At 67.7% G+C, this 19,876-nt stretch carries 17 protein-coding genes and 1 tRNA gene; 15 read left to right on the top strand and 3 right to left on the bottom strand.

Annotated elements, in window-relative coordinates; translation table 11 throughout:
* The first annotated feature begins 48 nt into the window (after positions 1–48).
* From def to RS901_RS05985, 11 genes are all read left to right on the top strand, one after another.
* Positions 49–555, top strand: a complete 507-nt coding sequence (gene def, locus RS901_RS06035; RefSeq protein WP_316151964.1) for a peptide deformylase — start codon at positions 49–51, stop codon at positions 553–555.
* A gap of 152 nt (positions 556–707) precedes the next feature.
* A complete protein-coding gene (gene fmt, locus RS901_RS06030) occupies positions 708–1,721 on the top strand; it encodes a methionyl-tRNA formyltransferase (protein ID WP_316151962.1) in 1,014 nt (337 codons plus the stop codon).
* A 189-nt stretch (positions 1,722–1,910) separates the two neighbouring features.
* Positions 1,911–2,771 carry a zinc metalloprotease HtpX gene (htpX, locus tag RS901_RS06025; RefSeq protein ID WP_316151960.1) on the top strand — a complete coding sequence of 287 codons (861 nt, stop codon included), beginning with the start codon at positions 1,911–1,913 and terminating at the stop codon, positions 2,769–2,771.
* Between the two features lie 132 nt (positions 2,772–2,903).
* Complete coding sequence (rsmB, locus tag RS901_RS06020; protein ID WP_316151959.1) at positions 2,904–4,325, top strand: 16S rRNA (cytosine(967)-C(5))-methyltransferase RsmB; 1,422 nt, start codon at positions 2,904–2,906, stop codon at positions 4,323–4,325.
* Positions 4,326–4,334: 9 nt separating this feature from the next.
* Positions 4,335–5,210 (top strand): DUF4390 domain-containing protein, encoded by an 876-nt coding sequence (locus RS901_RS06015; RefSeq protein WP_316151957.1) that lies wholly within the window; start codon positions 4,335–4,337, stop codon positions 5,208–5,210.
* Positions 5,207–7,639, top strand: coding sequence for a PAS domain-containing sensor histidine kinase (locus RS901_RS06010; protein ID WP_316151954.1), 2,433 nt, complete (start codon positions 5,207–5,209; stop codon positions 7,637–7,639). Before RS901_RS06015 ends, RS901_RS06010 begins: the two co-directional genes overlap by 4 nt.
* A gap of 52 nt (positions 7,640–7,691) precedes the next feature.
* Positions 7,692–8,402, top strand: a complete 711-nt coding sequence (locus tag RS901_RS06005) for a response regulator (protein WP_316151952.1) — start codon at positions 7,692–7,694, stop codon at positions 8,400–8,402.
* A gap of 60 nt (positions 8,403–8,462) precedes the next feature.
* Positions 8,463–8,538, top strand: a tRNA-Phe gene (locus tag RS901_RS06000).
* 294 nt (positions 8,539–8,832) lie between these two features.
* Positions 8,833–9,324, top strand: coding sequence for a hypothetical protein (locus tag RS901_RS05995; protein WP_316151950.1), 492 nt, complete (start codon positions 8,833–8,835; stop codon positions 9,322–9,324).
* Between the two features lie 104 nt (positions 9,325–9,428).
* A complete protein-coding gene (locus RS901_RS05990; protein WP_316151948.1) occupies positions 9,429–10,049 on the top strand; it encodes a LysE family translocator in 621 nt (206 codons plus the stop codon).
* 287 nt (positions 10,050–10,336) lie between these two features.
* Positions 10,337–11,062, top strand: a complete 726-nt coding sequence (locus RS901_RS05985; protein ID WP_316151947.1) for an MIP/aquaporin family protein — start codon at positions 10,337–10,339, stop codon at positions 11,060–11,062.
* Here RS901_RS05985 and RS901_RS05980 read toward each other — a convergent pair.
* Complete coding sequence (locus RS901_RS05980; RefSeq protein ID WP_316151945.1) at positions 11,046–12,863, bottom strand: carbohydrate porin; 1,818 nt, start codon at positions 12,861–12,863, stop codon at positions 11,046–11,048. The two genes, RS901_RS05985 and RS901_RS05980, sit on opposite strands and share 17 nt — an antisense overlap.
* Before the next feature lie 349 nt (positions 12,864–13,212).
* On the opposite strand from RS901_RS05980, the gene RS901_RS05975 reads away from it, so the two are divergent.
* The 3 genes from RS901_RS05975 to dinB all read left to right on the top strand — a co-directional run bounded on the left by RS901_RS05975 (position 13,213) and on the right by dinB (position 16,565).
* Positions 13,213–14,349 (top strand): TRAP transporter substrate-binding protein, encoded by a 1,137-nt coding sequence (locus RS901_RS05975; RefSeq protein WP_316151943.1) that lies wholly within the window; start codon positions 13,213–13,215, stop codon positions 14,347–14,349.
* Positions 14,350–14,502: 153 nt separating this feature from the next.
* On the top strand, positions 14,503–15,408 hold the full coding sequence (gene rarD / locus RS901_RS05970; RefSeq protein WP_316151941.1) for an EamA family transporter RarD: 906 nt from the start codon (positions 14,503–14,505) through the stop codon (positions 15,406–15,408).
* Between the two features lie 53 nt (positions 15,409–15,461).
* Complete coding sequence (dinB, locus tag RS901_RS05965) at positions 15,462–16,565, top strand: DNA polymerase IV (protein WP_316151939.1); 1,104 nt, start codon at positions 15,462–15,464, stop codon at positions 16,563–16,565.
* 50 nt (positions 16,566–16,615) lie between these two features.
* On the opposite strand, the gene RS901_RS05960 is transcribed toward dinB, so the two are convergent.
* Both RS901_RS05960 and RS901_RS05955 read right to left on the bottom strand, forming a co-directional pair.
* Entirely contained in the window at positions 16,616–17,632 is a 1,017-nt protein-coding gene (locus RS901_RS05960; protein WP_316151937.1) for a DUF2272 domain-containing protein, read from the bottom strand.
* A 239-nt stretch (positions 17,633–17,871) separates the two neighbouring features.
* Positions 17,872–18,150, bottom strand: a complete 279-nt coding sequence (locus RS901_RS05955; protein WP_012354324.1) for an HU family DNA-binding protein — start codon at positions 18,148–18,150, stop codon at positions 17,872–17,874.
* Between the two features lie 1,178 nt (positions 18,151–19,328).
* Here RS901_RS05955 and RS901_RS05950 point away from each other — a divergent pair.
* Complete coding sequence (locus RS901_RS05950) at positions 19,329–19,844, top strand: SET domain-containing protein (protein ID WP_410054158.1); 516 nt, start codon at positions 19,329–19,331, stop codon at positions 19,842–19,844.
* The last annotated feature ends 32 nt before the right edge of the window (positions 19,845–19,876 follow it).

The following is a 19,876-nucleotide window of genomic DNA, read 5'->3' as shown; positions in this document are numbered from 1 at the left end:
GCAACGCGGCCCGGTTGCCGGCAGCAGCCGGCGTTGCGCCTGAGCATCATGGCAAAACTCGATATCCTGACCTACCCCGATCCCCGCCTGCACACCGTTGCCAAACCCGTTGCGGCGGTGGACGACCGTATCCGCCAGCTGGTGAAGGACATGGCTGAAACCATGTACGAAGCGCCCGGCATCGGGCTGGCCGCCACGCAGGTCAACGTGCACGAGCAGGTGGTGGTGATCGACGTCTCGGAAACGCGCGACCAGCTCCAGGTCTTTATCAACCCGGAGATCGTCTGGGCCAGCGACAAGCGCAAGGTGTGGGAAGAGGGCTGCCTGTCGGTGCCCGAGGTCTATGACCGCGTCGAGCGCCCCGACCGGGTACGCGTGCGCGCGCTCAACGAGAAGGGCGAAAGCTTCGAGCTCGAAGCCGACGACCTGCTGGCGGTCTGCATCCAGCACGAGATCGACCACCTGCGCGGCAAGGTCTTTGTCGAGTACCTGTCGCCGCTCAAGCTCAACCGCATCAAGAGCAAGCTGCAGAAGCGCGAGCGCACCCGCATGTAAGCGGCGCCCTGCCACAAAGATGTAACAGCCCGCCCGGAATCCCGCCGCCAGCGCGCGGCACCCGCGCGGGGTCTGTTATCTTTATGACTTCCGAAGAACAAAAGCACCGGCCGCGATAGCGGCCGGTTCTGCTTCAGGCCACGGAACCTGCCATGTCCCAAGCCAGACCCCTGCGTGTCGCCTTTGCCGGCACGCCCGAGTTCGCGCGCGTCGCGCTGGAAGCCATCCACGCCGCCGGTTTTCCCGTCGTGGCGGTGCTGACGCAGCCTGACCGCCCCGCCGGCCGCGGCATGCAGCTGCAGGCCAGCCCGGTGAAGCAGTTCGCCGCCGCCAGCGGCCTTGGGCCAGTGCTGCAGCCGCGCTCGCTGCGCCGCCAGGGCAAGTACCCGGAAGACGCCGCCGCGGCCATTGACGCGCTCGCCGGCACCGCCCCCGACGTGATGGTGGTGGCCGCCTACGGCCTGATCCTGCCGGCCGAGGTGCTGACCCTGCCGCGCCTGGGCTGCCTGAATATCCACGGCTCGCTGCTGCCGCGCTGGCGCGGCGCGGCGCCGATCCACCGCGCCATCGAAGCGGGCGATGCCGAGACCGGCATCACGCTGATGCAGATGGACGAAGGCCTGGACACCGGCGACATGCTCACGCGCGAGGCCGTGCCGATCGGCCCGGACGACACCACCGGCACGCTGCACGACACCCTGGCCGCGCTGGGCGCGCGCATGACCGTGGCAGCGCTGCAGGCGCTGGCCGCCGGCCGCACGCTGGCCGCCACGCCGCAGCCGGCCGAAGGCGTCACCTACGCCGAGAAGATCGCCAAGGACGAGGCGCCGCTGGACCTGCGCCGCCCGGCCGCGGCGCTGGCCAACCAGGTGCGCGCGTTCAACCCATTCCCGGGCGCGACGGTGCAGGTCGGCGATACCGTGATCAAGTGCTGGAAGGCCGTGCCGCTGGCCGCCGCCAGCAGCCTGCCACATCCGCCCGGCACGGTGCTGGCGGCCGACGCTGCCGGCATCATCATCGCCTGCGGCGAGGGCAGCGCACTGCAGGTCACCGAGCTGCAGAAGCCGGGCGGGCGCCGCCAGCCGGCGCAGCAGTTCCTGCAGGGCCTGCCGCTGCCGCCGGGCACGCGCTGCGCGGTACCCGGCGACGGCGCGGCGCAGGCATGATCGGGCCGGCCCTTGCCGCACATGGCGGCATAAGTGCCGGTGGAACCGCCCGGCGGGCGCGACCGGCCACGGCTCCCCCTTGAAACCGTTGAACAGCCGTTGAATTTTCGGGTATTACCCCCTATCTAACGGTCATCGCGTCCGCTTTTCCCCCGGGACGCGGCTCACGATTACACGGAGATCACCGCAATGTTCAACTGGGTCAAGACCTTCATGCTGATGGCGGCCATCACGGCGCTGTTCATCGTCATCGGCGGCATGATCGGCGGGCGCAGCGGCATGATGATGGCGCTGCTGCTTGCGCTGGGCATGAACTTCTTCTCCTACTGGTTCTCGGACAAGATGGTCCTGCGCATGTACAACGCGCAGGAAGTCGACGCCGGGAGCGCGCCGCAGTTCTACGGCATGGTGCAGGAACTGGCGCAGCGCGCCGGCCTGCCGATGCCGCGCGTGTACCTGATCAATGAAGACGCGCCCAACGCCTTTGCCACCGGCCGCAACCCGGAGCACGCCGCGGTGGCGGCCACCACCGGCATCCTGCGGGTGCTGTCCGAGCGCGAACTGCGCGGCGTGATGGCGCATGAGCTGGCGCACGTGCGCCACCGCGACATCCTGACCTCGACCATCGCCGCCACCATGGCCGGTGCGATCTCGGCGCTGGCCAATATGGCGATGTTCTTCGGCGGGCGCGACGAGAACGGCAACCGCAGCAACCCGATCGCCAGCATTGCCGTGGCAATCCTGGCCCCGCTGGCAGCATCGCTGATCCAGATGGCGATCTCGCGCGCACGTGAGTTCGAGGCCGATCGCGGCGGCGCCGAGATCAGCGGCGACCCGCAGGCGCTGGCCAGCGCACTGGACAAGATCCACCGCTACGCCCAGGGCATCCCGTTCCAGGCGGCCGAAGAACACCCGGCCACGGCGCAGATGATGATCATGAACCCGCTCTCTGGCGGCGCCATCGCCAACCTGTTCTCGACCCACCCGGCCACCGAGGAGCGCATCGCGCGCCTGATGCAGATGGCCCAGACCGGCACCTATCCAACCTGAGCGGCCGGAAATCCGGGGCAGGGCCCCCGCACAGGGTAAACTGCCCGCTGTTCCGCATGGACCGGCGGGCTTTTTTTGTGCCCGTGCCGGCCCGCTTCCCGATTCCAATACCTGACCCGCCGCCCGACCGATATGCGCCTGCCTCCCGATTCGCTTGCCTTCCAGATGCTTGGCGCCGCCACCGCGGTGCGCGCGGTCAGCGAAGGCACAGCCTTGCCCCAGGCGATCGAGGACGCCGCCGCACAGCTGCGGCTGGACCGCGTGCGCGATGCCGCCACGCGCGGTGCGCTGCAGGACATCGCCTATCGCACCATGCGCCAGTTCGGCACGGCACGCGCACTGGTGACGAAGCTGGTCACGCGCCCGCCCGGCGCGCAGGTCGATTCGCTGCTGGCCGTGGCGCTGGCGCTGCTGCTGGAGCACGCGCCGGGTCCGCGCGACAAGCAGGACAGCGCGGACAAGGCGCGCCAGGACGCGGACGCCGGCCGCCCGGGCTACAGCACCTTTACGGTGGTCGACCAGGCGGTCAGCGCCGCCGCCTCCGAACCCAAGACTGCGCATGCGCGCGGCCTGGTCAACGCGGTGCTGCGCCGTTTCCTGCGCGAACGCAAGGCGCTGCTGGCCGACGTCAACCGCGACGAGCAGGCGCGCTGGAACCTGCCGCCGTGGTGGCTGCGCATGCTGCGCGAGGCCTACCCGGACCAGTGGATGGCCCTGGCCGCCAGCGCCAACGTGCGCCCGCCGATGACGGTGCGCGTCAACACCGCGCGCGTGTCCGTGCAGCAGTACCAGACCGATCTTGCCAACGCCGGCCTGGCTGGCCATGTGGTCGGCCCGCAGGCCGTGCGCCTGGTGCGCGCGGTGCCGGTGACGCAGTTGCCGGGCTTTGCCGAAGGCGTGGTCTCGGTGCAGGATGCCGGCGCGCAGCTGGCCGCGCCGCTGCTCGAGGTGGCTGACGGCATGCGCGTGCTGGATGCCTGCGCGGCGCCCGGCGGCAAGACCGGGCACCTGCTGGAACTGGCCGATATCGATGTCACCGCGGTGGAAAGCGACCCGCAGCGCACCACCCGCATCGGCGAGAACCTGGCGCGCCTGGGCAAGCAAGCCAGGATCGTGGTGGGCGATGCCAGCCGGCCCGCCGACTGGTGGGACGGCCAGCTCTTTGACCGCATCCTGGCCGACGTGCCGTGTTCGGCTTCGGGCATTGTGCGGCGTCATCCCGATATCCGCTGGCTGCGCCGTGAAACCGATATTGCCAAGCTCATCACCGAGCAGCGCCGCATCGTCTCGCAACTGTGGCCGCTGCTCAAACCGGGCGGCATCCTGGTCTATGTCACCTGTTCTATTTTCCCAACGGAAGGCGAGGAGCAGGCGCGCTGGTTTGGTGCACAGCTGGCAGATGCGATACGATTGCAGGCGCCGGGGCAGCTGCTGCCCGGCACTCATACCACGCAAGCAGCCGGCGCCAATGGCGAAAAGGACGCCACTGCCGGCACCAGCCTGCCGTCGGATCACGATGGCTTCTTCTACGCCCGCTTCCAGAAACGCGCCTGATCTGATCCGATGCTGAGCACGCCGCGCCTGTCAGACTTCCGCGTCATGGTGGACACGAACGTGGACACTACCGCGGACCAGGCGTGCCCGCATCTGCGCCCCGGCGGCGCGGGCAGTCGTGGCCTGCTGGCGCGGTGGTGGCTTGCACTGGTGCTGGCGCTCGCCTCGCTACTGTGGTTGCCGCACGCTGCGCGCGCGCAGGTCATCGAGGCCACCGACGCGCGCATCGAATTCCAGGACGGCGGCTTCGAGCTTGCCGCCAGCTTCGACTTCGACCTGCCGCCCGTGCTGGAAGACGCATTGCACAAGGGCATCTCCCTCTATTTCGCGGTCGACTTCCAGCTCTCGCGTTCGCGCTGGTACTGGTTCGACGACAAGCCGGTCAACACCACCCGCAGCGTGCGCCTGTCGTACCAGCCGCTGACGCGCCAGTACCGTGTCTCCACCGGCGGCCTGCAGCTGCCGTTCACGCGCTTGAAGAGCGCGCTGCAGTTCATCCAGCGCGTGCGCGGCTGGCGCGTGTTCGAGCGCAATGCGGTCAAGGCGGGCGAGACCTACCACGCCGAAGTGCGCATGCGGCTGGACCTGTCGCAACTGCCCAAGCCGTTCCAGATCAACGCCGTCAACACGCGTGAATGGAACCTGGCCTCCGACTGGCGGCGCTTTGTCTATATGGTGCCGACGGACCTGAACCCACCGCCGCCACCCCCGCCGCCCGCGCCGGCCCCAGGCCCCGCATCGCCGGCGCTGCCGGCCTCGCCCGCCGTACCCGCGCCTGCGTCGGCGCCTGCCGCTGCCATTGACTCACGCGGCCTGACCATGCAGGCGGTGTCGTACGGGCTGTCGCCCGCACTGCTGGTGCAGCCCGCATCGAGCCAGCCATGAACAACTCGCTGTGGGACAGCCGGTTCCGGCGCGTGCTGTACCGCGTCGTGGCCGGGATCATCGTCTTCCTGGCGCTGGTGCTGGTGGGCCTGCTGGCCGGGGCATCGGCCAACACCGAATTCTTCGATCGCTATTTCACGCTGCTGTTCAAGGTGAACCTGGTGATCGGCGCCCTGCTGGTGCTGATCGTGGGTGCGCTGGCGCTGACGCTGTGGCTGCGTTATCGCCGCGGCAAGTTCGGCACGCGGCTGATGACCAAGCTCGCCGTGTTCTTCGGCGTGGTGGGCGTGCTGCCCGGCGTGCTGATCTACCTGGTCTCGCTGCAGTTCGTCTCGCGCAGCATCGAGTCCTGGTTCGACGTGCGCGTGGAAACCGCGCTCGAGGCCGGGCTGAACCTGGGCCGCGCCACCATCGACAGCTCGCTCGCCGACCTGCAGGTCAAGGCACGCCTGATGGCCGAGCAGCTCGCCGGCGGCTCCGGCGTGGCCACCTCGCTGCAACTGAACCGCCTGCGCGAGCAGTATGGCGTCCAGGAAGCCGCCATCTTCACCGGCAGCGGCCGCGTGCTGGCCACGGCGTCCAGCAACTATGCGTCGCTGGTGCCGGACCTGCCTTCCGGCGTGCTTGCCGAACAGGCACGGCTGGCCGGTGGCTACGCGGCGGTGGAGGGCGGCACTGACCCGTCGGGCGACGGCAACCCGAGCACCGAGCGCGCCGACAGCAGCCATCTGTACCGGCTGCGCGTGATCATTCCACTGGGCGCAAGCCCAACCAGCGCACAGAATGACGCGGCAGGCGGCAGCGCCCCGCGCGCGCTGGCCAAGCCGCCGCGCTGGGCCGGCTCCGGCCTGTCTGTGGAGCGCCGCCCGGAGGAATCGCCGTCGAGCGGCTTCGGGCTGGTCGGCGAGACCGTGCGCGAAGAGCGCTACCTGCAGGTGCTGCACCCGGTGCCGGCGGTGCTCGCGCGCAATGCCGACGAGGTCCAGCGCGCGTATCAGGAATACCAGGAGAAGGCGCTGGGCCGCACCGGCCTGCGCAAGATGTATATCGGCACGCTGACGCTGACGCTGTTCCTGGCCGTCTTCATCGCGGTGATGCTGGCGCTGCTGCTGGGCGGGCAACTGGCGCGGCCGCTGCTGATGCTGCTGCAGGGGACCAAGGAAGTGGCCGAGGGCGACCTCTCGCCCAAGCGCGAACTGAAAAGCCGCGACGAGCTCGGCATGCTCACGCAGCAGTTCAACCAGATGACGCGCCAGCTGGCCGAGGCGCGGCTGGCGGTGGAAGAGAACCGCACCGCGCTGGAGCAATCGAAGGCCTACCTGGAAAGCGTGCTGCAGAACCTGACCGCCGGCGTGCTGGTGTTCGACCGCCGTTTTGTGCTGATTACCGCCAATCCCGGCGCGGAGCGCATCTTCCGCCAGCCGCTCGGCGCGGTGCTGGGCCTGCCGGTTGAGCAGATCCCTGGCATGGGGCCGTTCGGCGAGATCGTGCGCCAGGCATTCTCGGACCAGAACACCAGCGAGGTGCTGGGCGGCGCCGAGCACTGGCAGAAGCAGATCGAGCTGCCGCAGGGCGAGGAACAGCCGCTTACGCTGCTGGTGCGCGGCGCACGCCTGCCCGGCGGCGAGCGCGATGAGCCCGGCTACGTGATCGTGTTCGACGATATCTCCGATGTGATTTCCGCTCAACGCTCGGTGGCCTGGGGCGAGGTGGCACGGCGCCTTGCGCACGAGATCAAGAACCCGCTGACGCCGATCCAGCTCTCGGCCGAGCGCCTGCAGATGAAGCTCTCGCCCAAGCTCGAAGGCACCGACGCCGATGTGCTCAAGCGTGGCGCCGCCACCATCGTCAACCAGGTGGCCGCGATGAAGCGCATGGTCGATGACTTCCGCGACTACGCGCGCACGCCGCCCGCGGTGCTGCAGTCGCTGCAGCTCAACAGCCTGGTGGCGGAGGTGCTGCACCTGTACGGCATCGATGATCCCGCTGTGCACGAGCATCCGGTGATCCATCCGACGCTGGGCACCGCGCAGCCCGAGATCAAGGGCGATCCGACGCAGTTGCGCCAGGTCATCCACAACCTGCTGCAGAACGCACAGGATGCCGCCGCCGAGAACCTCGCGGCCGGTAGGGCGGCGCCCCATATCACTCTGCACACCGAGACTGTAGAATACAAAGATTCTGCCGGCGAAAACCGCCAGGCCGTCAAGCTCACCATTGCGGACAATGGTCCCGGTTTTGCACCACGAATCCTGAGCCGTGCGTTCGAGCCCTACGTGACCACGAAAGCCAAGGGCACGGGTCTGGGGCTCGCGATGGTAAAGAAGATCATTGACGAACACGGCGCGCGAATCGAGTTGCGCAATCGCATGGAAGGTGCGGAGATCGTCGGTGCACAGATCTCGATCCTGTTCGTTAAACTGACATAGTCAACAATGGCGTCCGGTCCCGGAACGCTGCGGTGGGGTTAAGAGGGGAAGTATGGCAACGATCCTCGTAGTCGATGACGAAATGGGAATCCGGGAGCTGCTCTCGGAGATCCTCAGCGACGAAGGCCACGTGGTTGAACTCGCGGAGAACGCGCTGCAAGCGCGCGAATACCGCGCGGCGGGTACGCCCGACCTCGTGCTGCTCGATATCTGGATGCCCGATACCGATGGCGTGACCCTGCTCAAGGAATGGTCCGCGCAGGGACAGCTGACGATGCCCGTCATCATGATGTCGGGCCACGCCACCATCGACACGGCGGTCGAGGCAACCAAGATCGGCGCGCTCAATTTCCTTGAGAAGCCGATCGCACTGCAGAAGCTGCTGTCCGCGGTCGAGCAGGGCCTGGCCCGCGGCATCGAACGCCCGCGCAGCAGCACGGCCGCCACCGCCGCGCCCGCCGCGGCACCGTCGGCCGAACCCGGTTCGGCCGACGCCGTGCCCGAGACCACCGCCGAGGCCGCCCCCAACGGCAGCCCCGCGCGCGTGCCCGAGGCCGAGATGCAGTTCTCCTTCGATATGCCGCTGCGCGAAGCGCGCGACCTGTTCGAGCGCGCCTACTTCGAATACCACCTGCTGCGCGAACACGGCAGCATGACCCGCGTGGCCGAGAAGACCGGGCTGGAGCGTACCCACCTGTACCGCAAGCTCAAGCAGCTCGGCGTCGAACTGGGCCGCAACAAGCCCGAGCCGGCCGAGCAATGAGGCAGTGACGCACATGACGCTTGACTGACCAAAAAAGTCCAGTTATAGTTTCGCTTCTTTGGCCCGGTAGCTCAGTCGGTAGAGCAGAGGATTGAAAATCCTTGTGTCGGCGGTTCGATTCCGTCCCAGGCCACCAGAACAAGAAAAGCCCGGCTCCCGCAGCCGGGCTTTTTGCATTGGGGCGCAGTGTCATAAACGCCCGGACTCCGGTCCCCGCGCTGTCGCCGCAACGGCGAAACACTTCCCGGCTCAACGCCAGCAACGCGCAACAGCCAACCCAGAAGTAAATATCTTCTACTTGGCAGCCGATATATGTATCTCTACGATGCCCTGATGCGCTGCCGCCCGGCGGCGCGGACCGAGCCGGCCAAGCCGCACCCATAACGCGGACACCCGGTCCAGGGCTATCACTTTCTTACCGGGGGGTCTGATGGATACGTTGATCGGGACAGACAACCGCTGGCCGCCGCAGACTGCGGGCGACGAGCGCGGGTTGTGGAAGAGCACCATGGCCGCGGCCAGCCACGCGCTGGGGGCGGCGGGGCGGGTGCAGCAGGCGGTCTCGCAGACGCTGAAGCTGCAGCACAAGATCCGCGCGCTGCGCGACGAGCTGCACCAGATGGGGGCCGAGCGCGACGTCTACCGCGAGCTGCATGCGCGCACGGTCGAGGAGCTGCACCAGGCAATCGACCGCAGCCCGGCAGAGATCCGGCGGCTGCGCGCAGAGACCGAGGCCATGCAGGTGCGCCACCGCGCCTACAAGCTGCTGGTGCAGCACTACATGCGCCTGGGCACGCCGATCGATCCCGCGGCATTTGCCGAGCAGCGCAGCCGCGTGCAGCAGCACATCCTGTTCCAGCGCCGCAAGGGCATTCCAGTGGCACAGATCCGCGTCGAGGACATCGCGTTCCTGCTGCGCTGAGGCGCGCTGCGGCCGAGGCCATTCGCTTTGCCGCGATGGGCCAGGCTGCACTAACATGGCGGCAGCGAAGCATCCCGCGCTCGCATCCAACAAGCCAGGCCACCATGTTCGACATCCAGAACTACACCAGCTTCGTGCTCGCCATCCTGGTGTTCCAGCTGATCCCCGGCCCGGGCACGATCGCCATTCTCAACGCCACCGCGCGCAATGGCGTGGCGGCCGGCATGGGCGCGGTCTGCGGCACGCTGCTGGGCGACCTCGTGTACATGCTCGCCGCGGTGGCGGGACTGGCGGCGGTGATGCAGGCCAATCCGCTGCTGTTCCACGGCTTGCAATGGTTCGGCGCCGCGTACCTGTGCTGGATGGGCGTGCAGCTGCTGCGTACACGCATTGCCGCGGACGCCGGCGTGCCCGAGCCGCGCAAGTCCGCGCGCGTATACCTGCGCCAGGGCTTCACGGTGAGCCTGACCAACCCCAAGGTGGTGCTGTTCTTTGTCGCGTTCTTCCCGCTGTTCCTGCGCCCGGATGCGTCGCCGGCCACGCTGGCGGCGATGATGGCACACGTCACGGTGCTCAGCCTTGCCTACCAGGCGGCGCTGGTGCTGGCGGGTAACGCGGTGGCCAGCCGGCTGCGGGCGCTGCCGTTCGCGCGCACGCTGGCAACGCGCCTGGCCGGGATCGCACTGGTCGGCTTCGGCCTGCGGCTGGCGGCCAGCAACCGGTAACGGCCTGCGGCCTGCGCGGCGATTCGATACCGCGCGTCAGCACACAACAAAGCGTCCACGCATTGACGCGCTCCGTGCGCGAACGGAACACTGTCGCGTCCGCGCTCACCACGTGTGCGCGGGCTTGCTACTGAACCGCCACCGTTCGAGGCGTCGTCTCAGGCGACGTTGTCCATCTTGCCGCTGCACGTTTTCCTTACTGCCTTTGCCGCGATCTCGCGGTCGCTCTCGTATCCCGTTCGTTGCTCCGCTCCATCGCTGCTGCGCGCCATCAACGGAGCACAGCGATGAGTACGCTCGCACGCCGCCTGGTGGCCGAAGGCCTGGGCACGGCGCTGCTGGTGGCGATTGTGGTGGGCTCCGGCATCCGTGCAGAACGCCTCGCCGCCGGCGATACCGCGCTGGCGCTGCTGGCCAATTCGCTGGCGACCGGTGCCGGGCTGGTGGCCTTGCTGGTGTCGCTGGGCCCGGTCTCGGGCGGGCATTTCAATCCGGTGGTCAGTCTGTCGGCGCTGCTGCAGGGCACGCTGCCGCCGCGCGATGCGCTGCGCTATGTGCTGGTGCAGGTGGCGGGCGGAGTCTGCGGCGTGCTGGCCGCCCATGCGATGTTCGGCGAGCCGGCGCTGGCCTGGTCGGCGCAGAGCCGCACCGGCGCGGCGATGTGGTGGAGCGAGTGCGTGGCCACCTTCGGCCTGGTCGGCGTGGGCATCGGCACGCTGCGCAGCCGGCCGCAGCTGGTGCCGTTCGTGGTGGCAGGCTATATCACCGCGGGCTACTGGTTCACGTCGTCGACCTCGTTTGCCAACCCGGCGCTGACCATCGCCTGCGCGCTGACCGATACCTTTACCGGGATCCGGCCGCAGGACGTGCCGGGCTTCGTGCTGGCCCAGATCGGCGGCGGGCTGACTGCCACGCTGCTGTTCCACTGGCTGTGCCGCAAGCCCGCTGCGGCCGCCACGCCGCAGGCCGACTGGCGCGCTGCGCCCGCCAGCGCCCCTACCAGCGCCGATTGAGCTGCACGCCGAAAATCGAGCCGCTCGCCTGCGAGGCCCACGCGTCGGCGGGCGCGGTGTAGCCGATGCCGTCGACGTCGCTGGCACGGCTATAAGTGTAGAAGGCGCGCAGGTTGGCATTGCCGGCCGACTTGCCCAGCGTCAGCGTGGGCGCCACGGTCAGTGCGGTGCGCTGGCCGCCGACGCCGAAGCCGGACGAGATCTGGTCGTGCGAGACCTCGAAGTTCAGGCGGAACTGGTTGCTCGCTATGTAAGCAGGACGCAAGCGCGTGGTGGTCCACTGCAGCGTGCCGACCGGCGACCGGTCGAACTGCAGGCTTTGCTCCACGGCACCGCTCAGCCCTGAGCGACCTTTCCATTCCATCGATTCCGCCACCCTCGTGCGCGACAGCGCCGGTCCCATGCCGGTGTAGCCGGTCATGGCGTTGCGCGATCCCGATCCGAACTGCACCCCGAGCCGGTTGGTGCCGAACAGCACGCCTTTCTGCTCGTGCAACGCAGACGCCCACCATGCACCGCCGGGGTCTTGCACCAGCGGCTGCGCCTCCACCCGCGTGAAGCCGAGCTGGATCGAACCCTGTTCGTTGGTGTTGATGGGCGCGGTGCGCAGCGAGTGGTAGCTGGGCAGGTTCTGGCCGTTCTGGTCAGCGCGCGCGGTGTACTGGTAGCTCAGGCCGATATCGCCGATCACCTTGGCGTTGTCCACGCCGAAGCGCATCGCCGTGGAATTGGGTGGCAGCAGGCCGGACGACAGCAGGAACGGCGCATTGTCGCGCCGGCCGGCCCACATGGTGGCGCCGTCCAGCACCGCCAGGCCGCTGACGGCGGTATAGAACTGCGGCACCAGGGCATAGGGGTCGATCGCCGCGGGGCGGCCATTGACCGTGGTGGCGTCGGTGCCGCGCGCCTGCGCGATCAGCATCACCTGCGCGCCGCCGTCCAGGTCCAGCACCGATTCGCGGATCTTGACCTCGCCGGCGCTGCGGCAGGCCAGGCCGTTGCCAATGCCGGTGGAGAGCGCGCCGCCGGGGCAGGCGCGCATGGTGGCCGGGCGTTCCTCGGCCGCGGCGCGGCCGCTGTAGCCGAGGCGCCACACGGAATCCCCGGCGGGGTCCTCGGCGGGCAGCTGCGAGTGCAGTACCGGCGGGGCATCCGGCGGTGTGTCACCGGTGGCGCTGTCCGCCGGCTGGGCGGGCGCATCGGCCTGGAACTGGCCGAGCCGGGGCGGGAACAGCACCAGTGGCGGCGGCGGCTGGAGTGGCGGTTCGGGCGGGCCGACGAAGTTGGGGTCGGCAGCCGGGCCGGTACCGGCCAGGGTTGCCGGCGCGCTGCCGTCAGGCTGCACGGCAGGCTGGGCCGCCGGCTCGCCCGTGATGCCTGGCGCCGGTGCCGCTGGCACGGTCACGCTGGCCGCGGGTGCCGCGTCGCCGGCGATCAGCGCCGCCAGCGGGTCCTCCGTGCCTGCTGTGGCCGGCGTGGCAGGCCGGGCGGCTTGCGCCGGTCCAGCGGTCACCACCGGCGCCACCGCCGGGTGCGGTTCGATGCGGGGCGGCGGCATGGTGGCACTGGTGGTCGCATCCCCGGTCTGCGCGCACGCGACCAGGCCCCACGCGGCCAGCACGGCAAAACCGAGGCGGCGCAGGGGCAGGCCGCCGCGTCCGGCAGGGCCGGGACAAGGCGGTGTGGCGGGAATTCGACGCGAGACTGGCGGCAATTCGGACAGCAATTCAGGCAAGCAACAACGATGGCCGGAGCAGGCAAGGGCTCCGGCGGCGGGACTGTTTTTTATCAGCCGACCCATTTGACCGCAAGCCGGGTTACAAAATCCATCACACCGTGCGCTGTCTCACAATGCGAAAAACCCCCGGATATGGCGCGATTGACTAGCGAAAACCCGCACTTGCACGGTACCCCGTGGCGAAAGAGCCACCGCTATAATCGGCTGGCTTGTCTTTCGGGTAAGACAGCCCTTTACCGTGGCCCGCGTCCGGCGCCCGGCATGCGGGGCACGCCGCCGTGCCCGTTCGCAACAGGCACAGCGTTGCGCAGGCCGCCGTACCCCGGCGGCTGGTGCGTCACGGTCCGGCGCGCGGCATCATGCAAGCCGCGAGCCTGCATCCGAATCAATATCTATAAGAGGAGAAGTGGAGATGGAACGTCGTTCCTTTCTGTTGAAAGCGTCGGCCGTAGCCGCCACCGGGGCACTGGCCGCGTGCGGCAAGGGTGAAGAGAAGGCAGCGCCTGCCGCCGCCAGCGGCCCGGCAGCACCGGCCGTGGTCGGCAGCAACCCGGCCGTGGAATGGCGCCTGGCCTCGAGCTTCCCCAAGTCGCTCGACACCATCTTCGGCGGTGCCGAACTGCTGTCGGCCCGTGTCAAGGAACTGACCGACGGCAAGTTCAACATCAAGGTCTTTGCCGCCGGTGAAGTCGTGCCGGGCCTGCAGGTGCTGGACGCGGTGCAGAACAACACCGTGCAGATCGGCCACACCGCCGGCTACTACTACTTCGGCAAGAACCCGACGCTGTGCTTTGACACCACCGTCCCGTTCGGCCTGACCGCGCGCCAGCAGAACGCCTGGATGCTGCAGGGCAACGGCATGAAGCTGATGCGCGAGTTCTTCAAGGAATACAACGTCGTCAACTTCCTGGGCGGCAACACCAATGCGCAGATGGGCGGCTGGTTCCGCAAGGAAATCAAGACCGTGGCCGACCTGCAGGGCCTGAAGTACCGCATCGCCGGCTTTGCCGGCGTGGTGCTGTCGCGCTTGGGTGTGGTGCCGCAGCAGATCGCCGGCGGCGACATCTACCCTGCGCTGGAAAAGGGCACCATCGACGCGGCCGAGTGGGTGGGCCCGTACGATGACGAGAAGCTGGGCTTCTACAAGGTGGCGCCGTACTACTACTACCCGGGCTGGTGGGAAGGCAGCGCGCAGCTGTCCTTCTACGCCTCGGCCACCGAGTACGAGAAGCTGCCGGCGCTGTACAAGCGCGCGCTGGAAACCGCCACCATCGAGGCGCACACCAACATGATGGCCAAGTACGACACGGTCAACCCGCAGGCGCTGGCCCGCCTGCTGGAAAACGGCGTCAAGCTGCGCCCGTTCTCCAAGGAGATCATGGAAGCGTGCTTCAAGGCGACCCAGGAAGCCTTCGCCGACGAAACCGCCAAGAACCCGTCGTTCAAGAAGATCTACGACGACTGGCGCGTGTTCCGCAACAACGAGGCCGCCTGGTTCAATGTGGCCGAGCAGGCCTTCGCCCAGTTCAGCTTCGCGCGCAAGCTGTAAGCGGTACGCCCGCCCCGGGCCGCCCGGGGCCTGCCGCAAACCCCATGTTCCCTCGGGAGCATGGGGTTTTTTTATTGGCCACGGCACGCGGGCGCCCGCCGGGCGGGGATCGCGCGACGCCGGTAGAATCGCCGGCATCTACCGGAAATCCCTATGCAACTCGGCATTCTCTACGCCCTCCTGGCCTACGTCATCTGGGGGCTGCTCCCGCTCTATATCAAATCGCTGCCCGGTATTGCGCCGCTGGAGATCCTGCTGCACCGGATGGTGTGGTCGCTGGTATTCCTCGGCCTGATCCTGACGTGGCGGCACCAGTGGGCGTGGCTCGGCCGGGTGCTCAAGGACCGGCGCCTGCTGCTGTCGTTCACCGCCAGCGCGGCGCTGCTGTGCGCCAACTGGTTCCTCTATATCTGGGCGGTGTCGGCCAACCGCGTGGTCGATGCCAGCCTGGGCTACTTCATCAACCCGCTGTTCAGCGTGCTGCTGGGCGTGGTGTTCCTGCACGAGCGGCTGCGCCTGGTGCAATGGCTGTCGATCGCGGTAGCCGCGGCCGGGGTAGCCTGGCTGACGGTGGCGGCAGGCCAGTTGCCGTGGATCGCGCTGGGGCTGGCGGCCAGCTTCGGCGGCTATGGCCTGCTGCGCAAGACCGGCGCGCTGGGTGCGCTGGAAGGGCTGTCGCTGGAGACGCTACTGCTGTTCCCGCTGGCCGCGGCGGCGCTGGCCTGGCTGTTCGCCACCGGCCAGGACAGCTTCACCCACGCAGCGCCGGGTACGCAGTGGCTGCTGCTGCTGGCCGGGCCGGTGACGGCGGTGCCACTGCTGTTCTTTGCGGCCGGCGCGCGGCGCATTCCGCTGTCGCTGCTGGGCCTGCTGCAGTACACCGGGCCGACGCTGCAGCTGCTGCTGGGCGTATGGCTGTGGAACGAACCGTTCCCGGTGCAGAAGCAGGTCGGCTACGCGCTCATCTGGCTGTCGCTGGCCTTGTATGCGGCCGAGGGGCTATGGATGAATATGCGCCAGAAGCCCGCCATCATCCAATCGATCAATGAAACCAACTAAGAATCAAACCATTTCATTCATCGCACGGATAACCGATACGGTGCCTGGCCACCATGTCTGCCTCGCCTGATGCCACGCCCGCGGTCCAGCGCAAGATCATCCATTGCGACTGCGACTGCTTCTACGCCTCGGTCGAGATGCGCGACGACCCGTCGCTGCGCGGCCGACCGATTGCCGTGGGCGGCTCGCCCGACCGGCGCGGGGTGATTGCCACCTGCAACTATGAAGCGCGCGCCTTTGGCGTGCGTTCGGCGATGCCATCGGCACAGGCGCTCAAGCGTTGCCCGGACCTGCTGATCGTGCGCCCGGCGATGGACAAGTACCGCGAGGTTTCGCGCCAGATCTTCGCGATCTATCGCGAATACACCGCGCTGGTCGAACCGCTGTCGCTGGACGAGGCCTACCTGGACGTGAGCCTGTGCACCCGCCACGCCGGCAGCGCCACCCGCATCGCCGAGGAAATCCGCCAGCGTGTGCGCGATGAAGTGGGCGTGACGGTATCGGCCGGGGTGGGGCCGAGCAAGTTCGTGGCCAAGATCGCCAGCGACTGGAACAAGCCCGATGGGCTGTTCGTGGTCAAGCCGGCGGCGGTCGATGGCTTTGTCGCCGCGCTGCCGGTGGAGCGCATCCACGGCGTGGGCAAGGTCACCGCGGCCAAGCTGCGGCGCCTGGGTGCCGAGACCTGCGGCGACCTGCGGCCGTGGTCGCCGGACCGGCTGCACCGCGAGTTCGGTGTCTTCGGGGCGCGGCTCTACAAGCTGTGCCGCGGCGTCGACGAGCGCGAGGTCACGCCCGAGCGCGAGCGCAAGTCCATCAGCGTGGAAGAGACCTATGCCGACGACCTGCCCGATCTGCAGGCCTGCGTGGCCGAGCTGGAACCGCTGATCGCCATGCTTGAGGCCCGCATTGACCGGGCACAGGCACACAACACCATCGACAAGCTGACCGTGAAGCTGCGCTTCTCTGACTTCCGCCAGACCACGGTGGAATGCCGCGGCCACGCGCCGGACCGCGCCGTCTACGCGCGCCTGCTGGCCGAGGGCCATGCGCGCCGGGGCTTGCCGGTACGGCTGCTGGGGGTGGGGGTAGGGACCAGCGACCGGGATATGTCGCAGCTGGAACTGTTCGACTGGGCGCAGGATTATTCCAGCGAATAATCAAACCACCTGAAATTGTGATGCCTTGATAAATAGCATCAATAAACCAGCTATTGCAGGTCGTTGCGCATCACCAGCAGCCACGGCATATGCGAATTGGTGACGCCGTCGAGCCGGCCCGAATCGCCCAGCTCGATCTCCTCCATCGACACCGACTGCTGGACATTGCCGCCGATGGCACGCACCACGCGCGTGGCCGGATCCACGCCGACCACGATGTCGCAGTGCATGGGCGTGGTGCCGAAGCCGATTTCGGCGATGTCCTCGAGATAGCGGTCGCGCCCGCGCCCGGCGCAGATGATGTCGCCGGGCCGGGGCATGGCGGGGACGGGCTCGATATGGAAGGCCGGCCTGGGCAGGATGCCGTCGCGGGCATCGACCACATACATCGAGTGCGACTGCCCGGTGAGGAACTGGCGCTCGTCCAGCCCCGCCTTGCGCAGCACCCATGAGATAAACACCGCCGACCAGGCCCAGGACCCCTGCGTCACTTGCCGGCAGCTGGGCGCTTCGCCGACCATGCCCCAGTAGCGGCGCGCCAGCGAGCAGCCCAGGGGCGTGGCTTCCATGCCGGTGCCGTCAGGAAAGGACAGGCAGCTGGCCACGGGCGGGGGATTGCCGTTGGTTTTGGATTCGGTGTCGGTGGTGGCGGCAGCGGGCGCCCCGGCCTCCGCGGGGGACGCTGGCTGGGCCTCCTGGATCTCTGGCAGTGGCGCAGGCAGCTCCGGCGCGGGCACCGGGCTGTAGGTGACGCAGGACGTGTCGTCCCGGCCCAGCCGCACCACCTGCCCGCCCCAGCGGGTCCATTCCTGCGTGGCGATCTCGACGATGCGTTCGCGCGGCGTGGCGCCCAGGCGTGTCACCGGCCTTTCGGTGTCGGGCAGGGCGCGCGCCTGCGGCCGCACCGGCTCGCTGACGGTGGTGCACGCACTCAGCAATGCCAGCGCCACGGCAACACAAGCCGCGCGCATGGCGCCCGCAGCCTGTGGAGAAAGCTGTGGAACCAGCTGTGGAAAGCGCTGTGCATAACGCTGTGGAGAACTGCGGCGCGGCGGACGGGCGAGCATGGAGGCCCCATGTGGCACGGCACCCGGTCCGGCCTGTCATGGCCACGGCTGGACGCCTGTTGGAAGACTTCGCGCGCGATCGCCCCGATGGCGGATTCAGCGATGCGGCGGATACTGCAGAAGATCAGCTTACCGCTGTGGATAACGTCCCCCGCCTGGCGCTCGCCTGCGCCCTCGGGCACCGGGCGGCGGCATGGCGGGGTCTGACAATTCGGGCCCTGCAGTGCAGCCCGTCAGGCTCACTGGTTGACAGCGTCCTTGAACTTCTGGCCAGCCTTGAACTTCACGGTCTTGGCTGCTTCGACCTTGATTTCTTCGCCGGTACGCGGGTTGCGCGCCATGCGCTCGCCACGCTCGCCCTTGCTGAACGTGCCAAAGCCGATGAGGCTCAGCGTGTCGCCCTTGGCCACTGCGTCCATGATGGCCGACAGGGTCACGTTCAGTGCCTGTTCTGCCTTGGCCTTGGTCAGACCGTCCACCCCGGCTGCGATAGCGTCGATCAGTTCGGTTTTCGTCATGCTTCACTCCGTATCGAGTTGATAAAACACAGGCGTCCGCATGCCGGGCGGCCTGGCTGGCACCGCTCCGGCAAAGACGCCGCGGGCCACATGATACCGTGTCGGACAAGGCGCACCGGGAACAGATTGTTACCTGGCAGTTTCCGCCGGGCCGCGCCAGGCCGGGCTTCGCGGCAAATCGACGCAGCCGGGTGCAGCCATGGCAAGTGGCGGAAGGTGACGAAAGCGCCCTAAGGGGACAGGGCAGGGCACCGGGTTCGTGCAACGCGATTGAGGGCATGTGCCCTTACCCATCCCTCGCCAGAGGCCCTCAGAGGCCCTCTGCGCACGCCCGGGCGTATTGGACGGGGCAGGAGAGCCTGCGCCGTCCAGGAGCGCTTGCAGGCGCTCTGGGAGCCTCGGATGCGCAAACTGCACTATGTTGCATGTCATCGGATCACTGGCCTGCAGGTGATCCGCTCGGCTATTCGGCGCATGCATGGCGCCTGCGGATGGGTTTACGGCCCGGCTCCAGATCCTGTCGCCAGCGTATACGCCCAAGCTGGTGTGATTGGGCGTATACGCCCGAGGTATACGTCCCCGATCAAACCCAAAACCACCAAGTCTCGCGCTGTCGCGACGTTTACGGCCCTGACCATTTGGATGAAGCCTTTCGGGGCCTTCTTTCGCTGACATGCCTGGCTCGTTCTTTCGGTTTACCTTTTTCTTTCATGTATACAAATAGTAGTAGTAGGTAAACACCCGCCCCCGCTGTGGAAAACCGCGTAAACGTCTTTCGCTTCAATGGTTTACGTAAACGAGAAGTGGTCGTATCCAATGTTGGCCGAGGTGGATGACTCAGCCCGATAGGCGAGGCCGGTGCCGAACCCCCTCCGACTTATGCCTGAGGCATCCCCATGCCAGCCCCAGGCAGCCCACATCCAATCCGCGTGCTTGTCCACAGTTCCGGGCGGGGTTATCCACATGCGCGCAGGTAAACGCGCGTCGCGGTTGGGTGTAAACGGGGTGCCGTATACCTGTCGGCTGCACCCAAAGGCGTATACGGTGAGGGTGCCGGAAAAAGGGCGTTACGGTTACGTATACGTGTCACGGTTGCACCGGTATCATCCCCGATCGCGCCGGAACGGCCGGCACAGCGGGCCACTCAGGCACAACAGGCGACGAGCACGGAAAGGCAAATGGCGGACAAGGCAAAGCGCAAGGCAGCAGGCGAGGGCAAGAAGAAGACGGCGAGCGACCGGATCGAGGTGCGCCAGTCAGGCGTGCACGGCAAGGGCGTCTATGCGATCGGCCCGATTGCCGAAGGCGAACGCGTGATCGAGTACAAGGGCGAGCACATTTCGTGGAAGAAGGCGCTGGAGCGTCATCCGCACGATCCCAGCGATCCCAACCACACTTTCTACTTCAGCCTGGACGACGGCAGCGTGATCGACGCCAAGTACGGCGGCAACCGCGCGCGCTGGATCAACCATGCCTGCGAACCCAACTGCGAGGCGCGTGAGAAGAAGGGCCGCGTGTTTATCCACGCGCTGCGCGATATCGCCCTGGGCGAGGAGCTGTTCTATGACTACGGCCTGGTCATCGACGCGCGCTATACCGCCAAGCTGAAGAAAGAGTTCGAGTGCCGCTGCGGCAGCCCGCAATGCCGCGGCACCATGCTGGCGCCGAAGGAAAAGAAGAAGAAGGACAAGTAAGGCGCGCGTCTCGACCCGCGCCGCCGCCAGCG

Origin of the sequence: Cupriavidus sp. BIC8F, from assembly GCF_032465815.1 — a bacterium.
GTDB lineage: Bacteria > Pseudomonadota > Gammaproteobacteria > Burkholderiales > Burkholderiaceae > Cupriavidus > Cupriavidus necator.
This window is presented reverse-complemented; position numbering and strand designations above follow the sequence as displayed.

Excerpts from the sequence above, each read along its gene's own strand:
- RS901_RS05985 (WP_316151947.1), top strand. The coding sequence starts at position 10,337 with ATGAGTACGCTCGCACGCCGCCTGGTGGCCGAAGGCCTGGGCACGGCG.
- RS901_RS05960 (WP_316151937.1), bottom strand. The coding sequence starts at position 17,632 with ATGCTCGCCCGTCCGCCGCGCCGCAGTTCTCCACAGCGTTATGCACAG.
- RS901_RS05975 (WP_316151943.1), top strand. The coding sequence starts at position 13,213 with ATGGAACGTCGTTCCTTTCTGTTGAAAGCGTCGGCCGTAGCCGCCACC.
- RS901_RS06015 (WP_316151957.1), top strand. The coding sequence starts at position 4,335 with ATGCTGAGCACGCCGCGCCTGTCAGACTTCCGCGTCATGGTGGACACG.
- RS901_RS06005 (WP_316151952.1), top strand. The coding sequence starts at position 7,692 with ATGGCAACGATCCTCGTAGTCGATGACGAAATGGGAATCCGGGAGCTG.
- fmt (WP_316151962.1), top strand. The coding sequence starts at position 708 with ATGTCCCAAGCCAGACCCCTGCGTGTCGCCTTTGCCGGCACGCCCGAG.
- dinB (WP_316151939.1), top strand. The coding sequence starts at position 15,462 with ATGTCTGCCTCGCCTGATGCCACGCCCGCGGTCCAGCGCAAGATCATC.
- RS901_RS06010 (WP_316151954.1), top strand. The coding sequence starts at position 5,207 with ATGAACAACTCGCTGTGGGACAGCCGGTTCCGGCGCGTGCTGTACCGC.
- RS901_RS05955 (WP_012354324.1), bottom strand. The coding sequence starts at position 18,150 with ATGACGAAAACCGAACTGATCGACGCTATCGCAGCCGGGGTGGACGGT.
- rsmB (WP_316151959.1), top strand. The coding sequence starts at position 2,904 with ATGCGCCTGCCTCCCGATTCGCTTGCCTTCCAGATGCTTGGCGCCGCC.
- RS901_RS05950 (WP_410054158.1), top strand. The coding sequence starts at position 19,329 with ATGGCGGACAAGGCAAAGCGCAAGGCAGCAGGCGAGGGCAAGAAGAAG.
- def (WP_316151964.1), top strand. The coding sequence starts at position 49 with ATGGCAAAACTCGATATCCTGACCTACCCCGATCCCCGCCTGCACACC.
- RS901_RS05995 (WP_316151950.1), top strand. The coding sequence starts at position 8,833 with ATGGATACGTTGATCGGGACAGACAACCGCTGGCCGCCGCAGACTGCG.
- RS901_RS05990 (WP_316151948.1), top strand. The coding sequence starts at position 9,429 with ATGTTCGACATCCAGAACTACACCAGCTTCGTGCTCGCCATCCTGGTG.
- htpX (WP_316151960.1), top strand. The coding sequence starts at position 1,911 with ATGTTCAACTGGGTCAAGACCTTCATGCTGATGGCGGCCATCACGGCG.
- RS901_RS05980 (WP_316151945.1), bottom strand. The coding sequence starts at position 12,863 with ATGGGTCGGCTGATAAAAAACAGTCCCGCCGCCGGAGCCCTTGCCTGC.
- rarD (WP_316151941.1), top strand. The coding sequence starts at position 14,503 with ATGCAACTCGGCATTCTCTACGCCCTCCTGGCCTACGTCATCTGGGGG.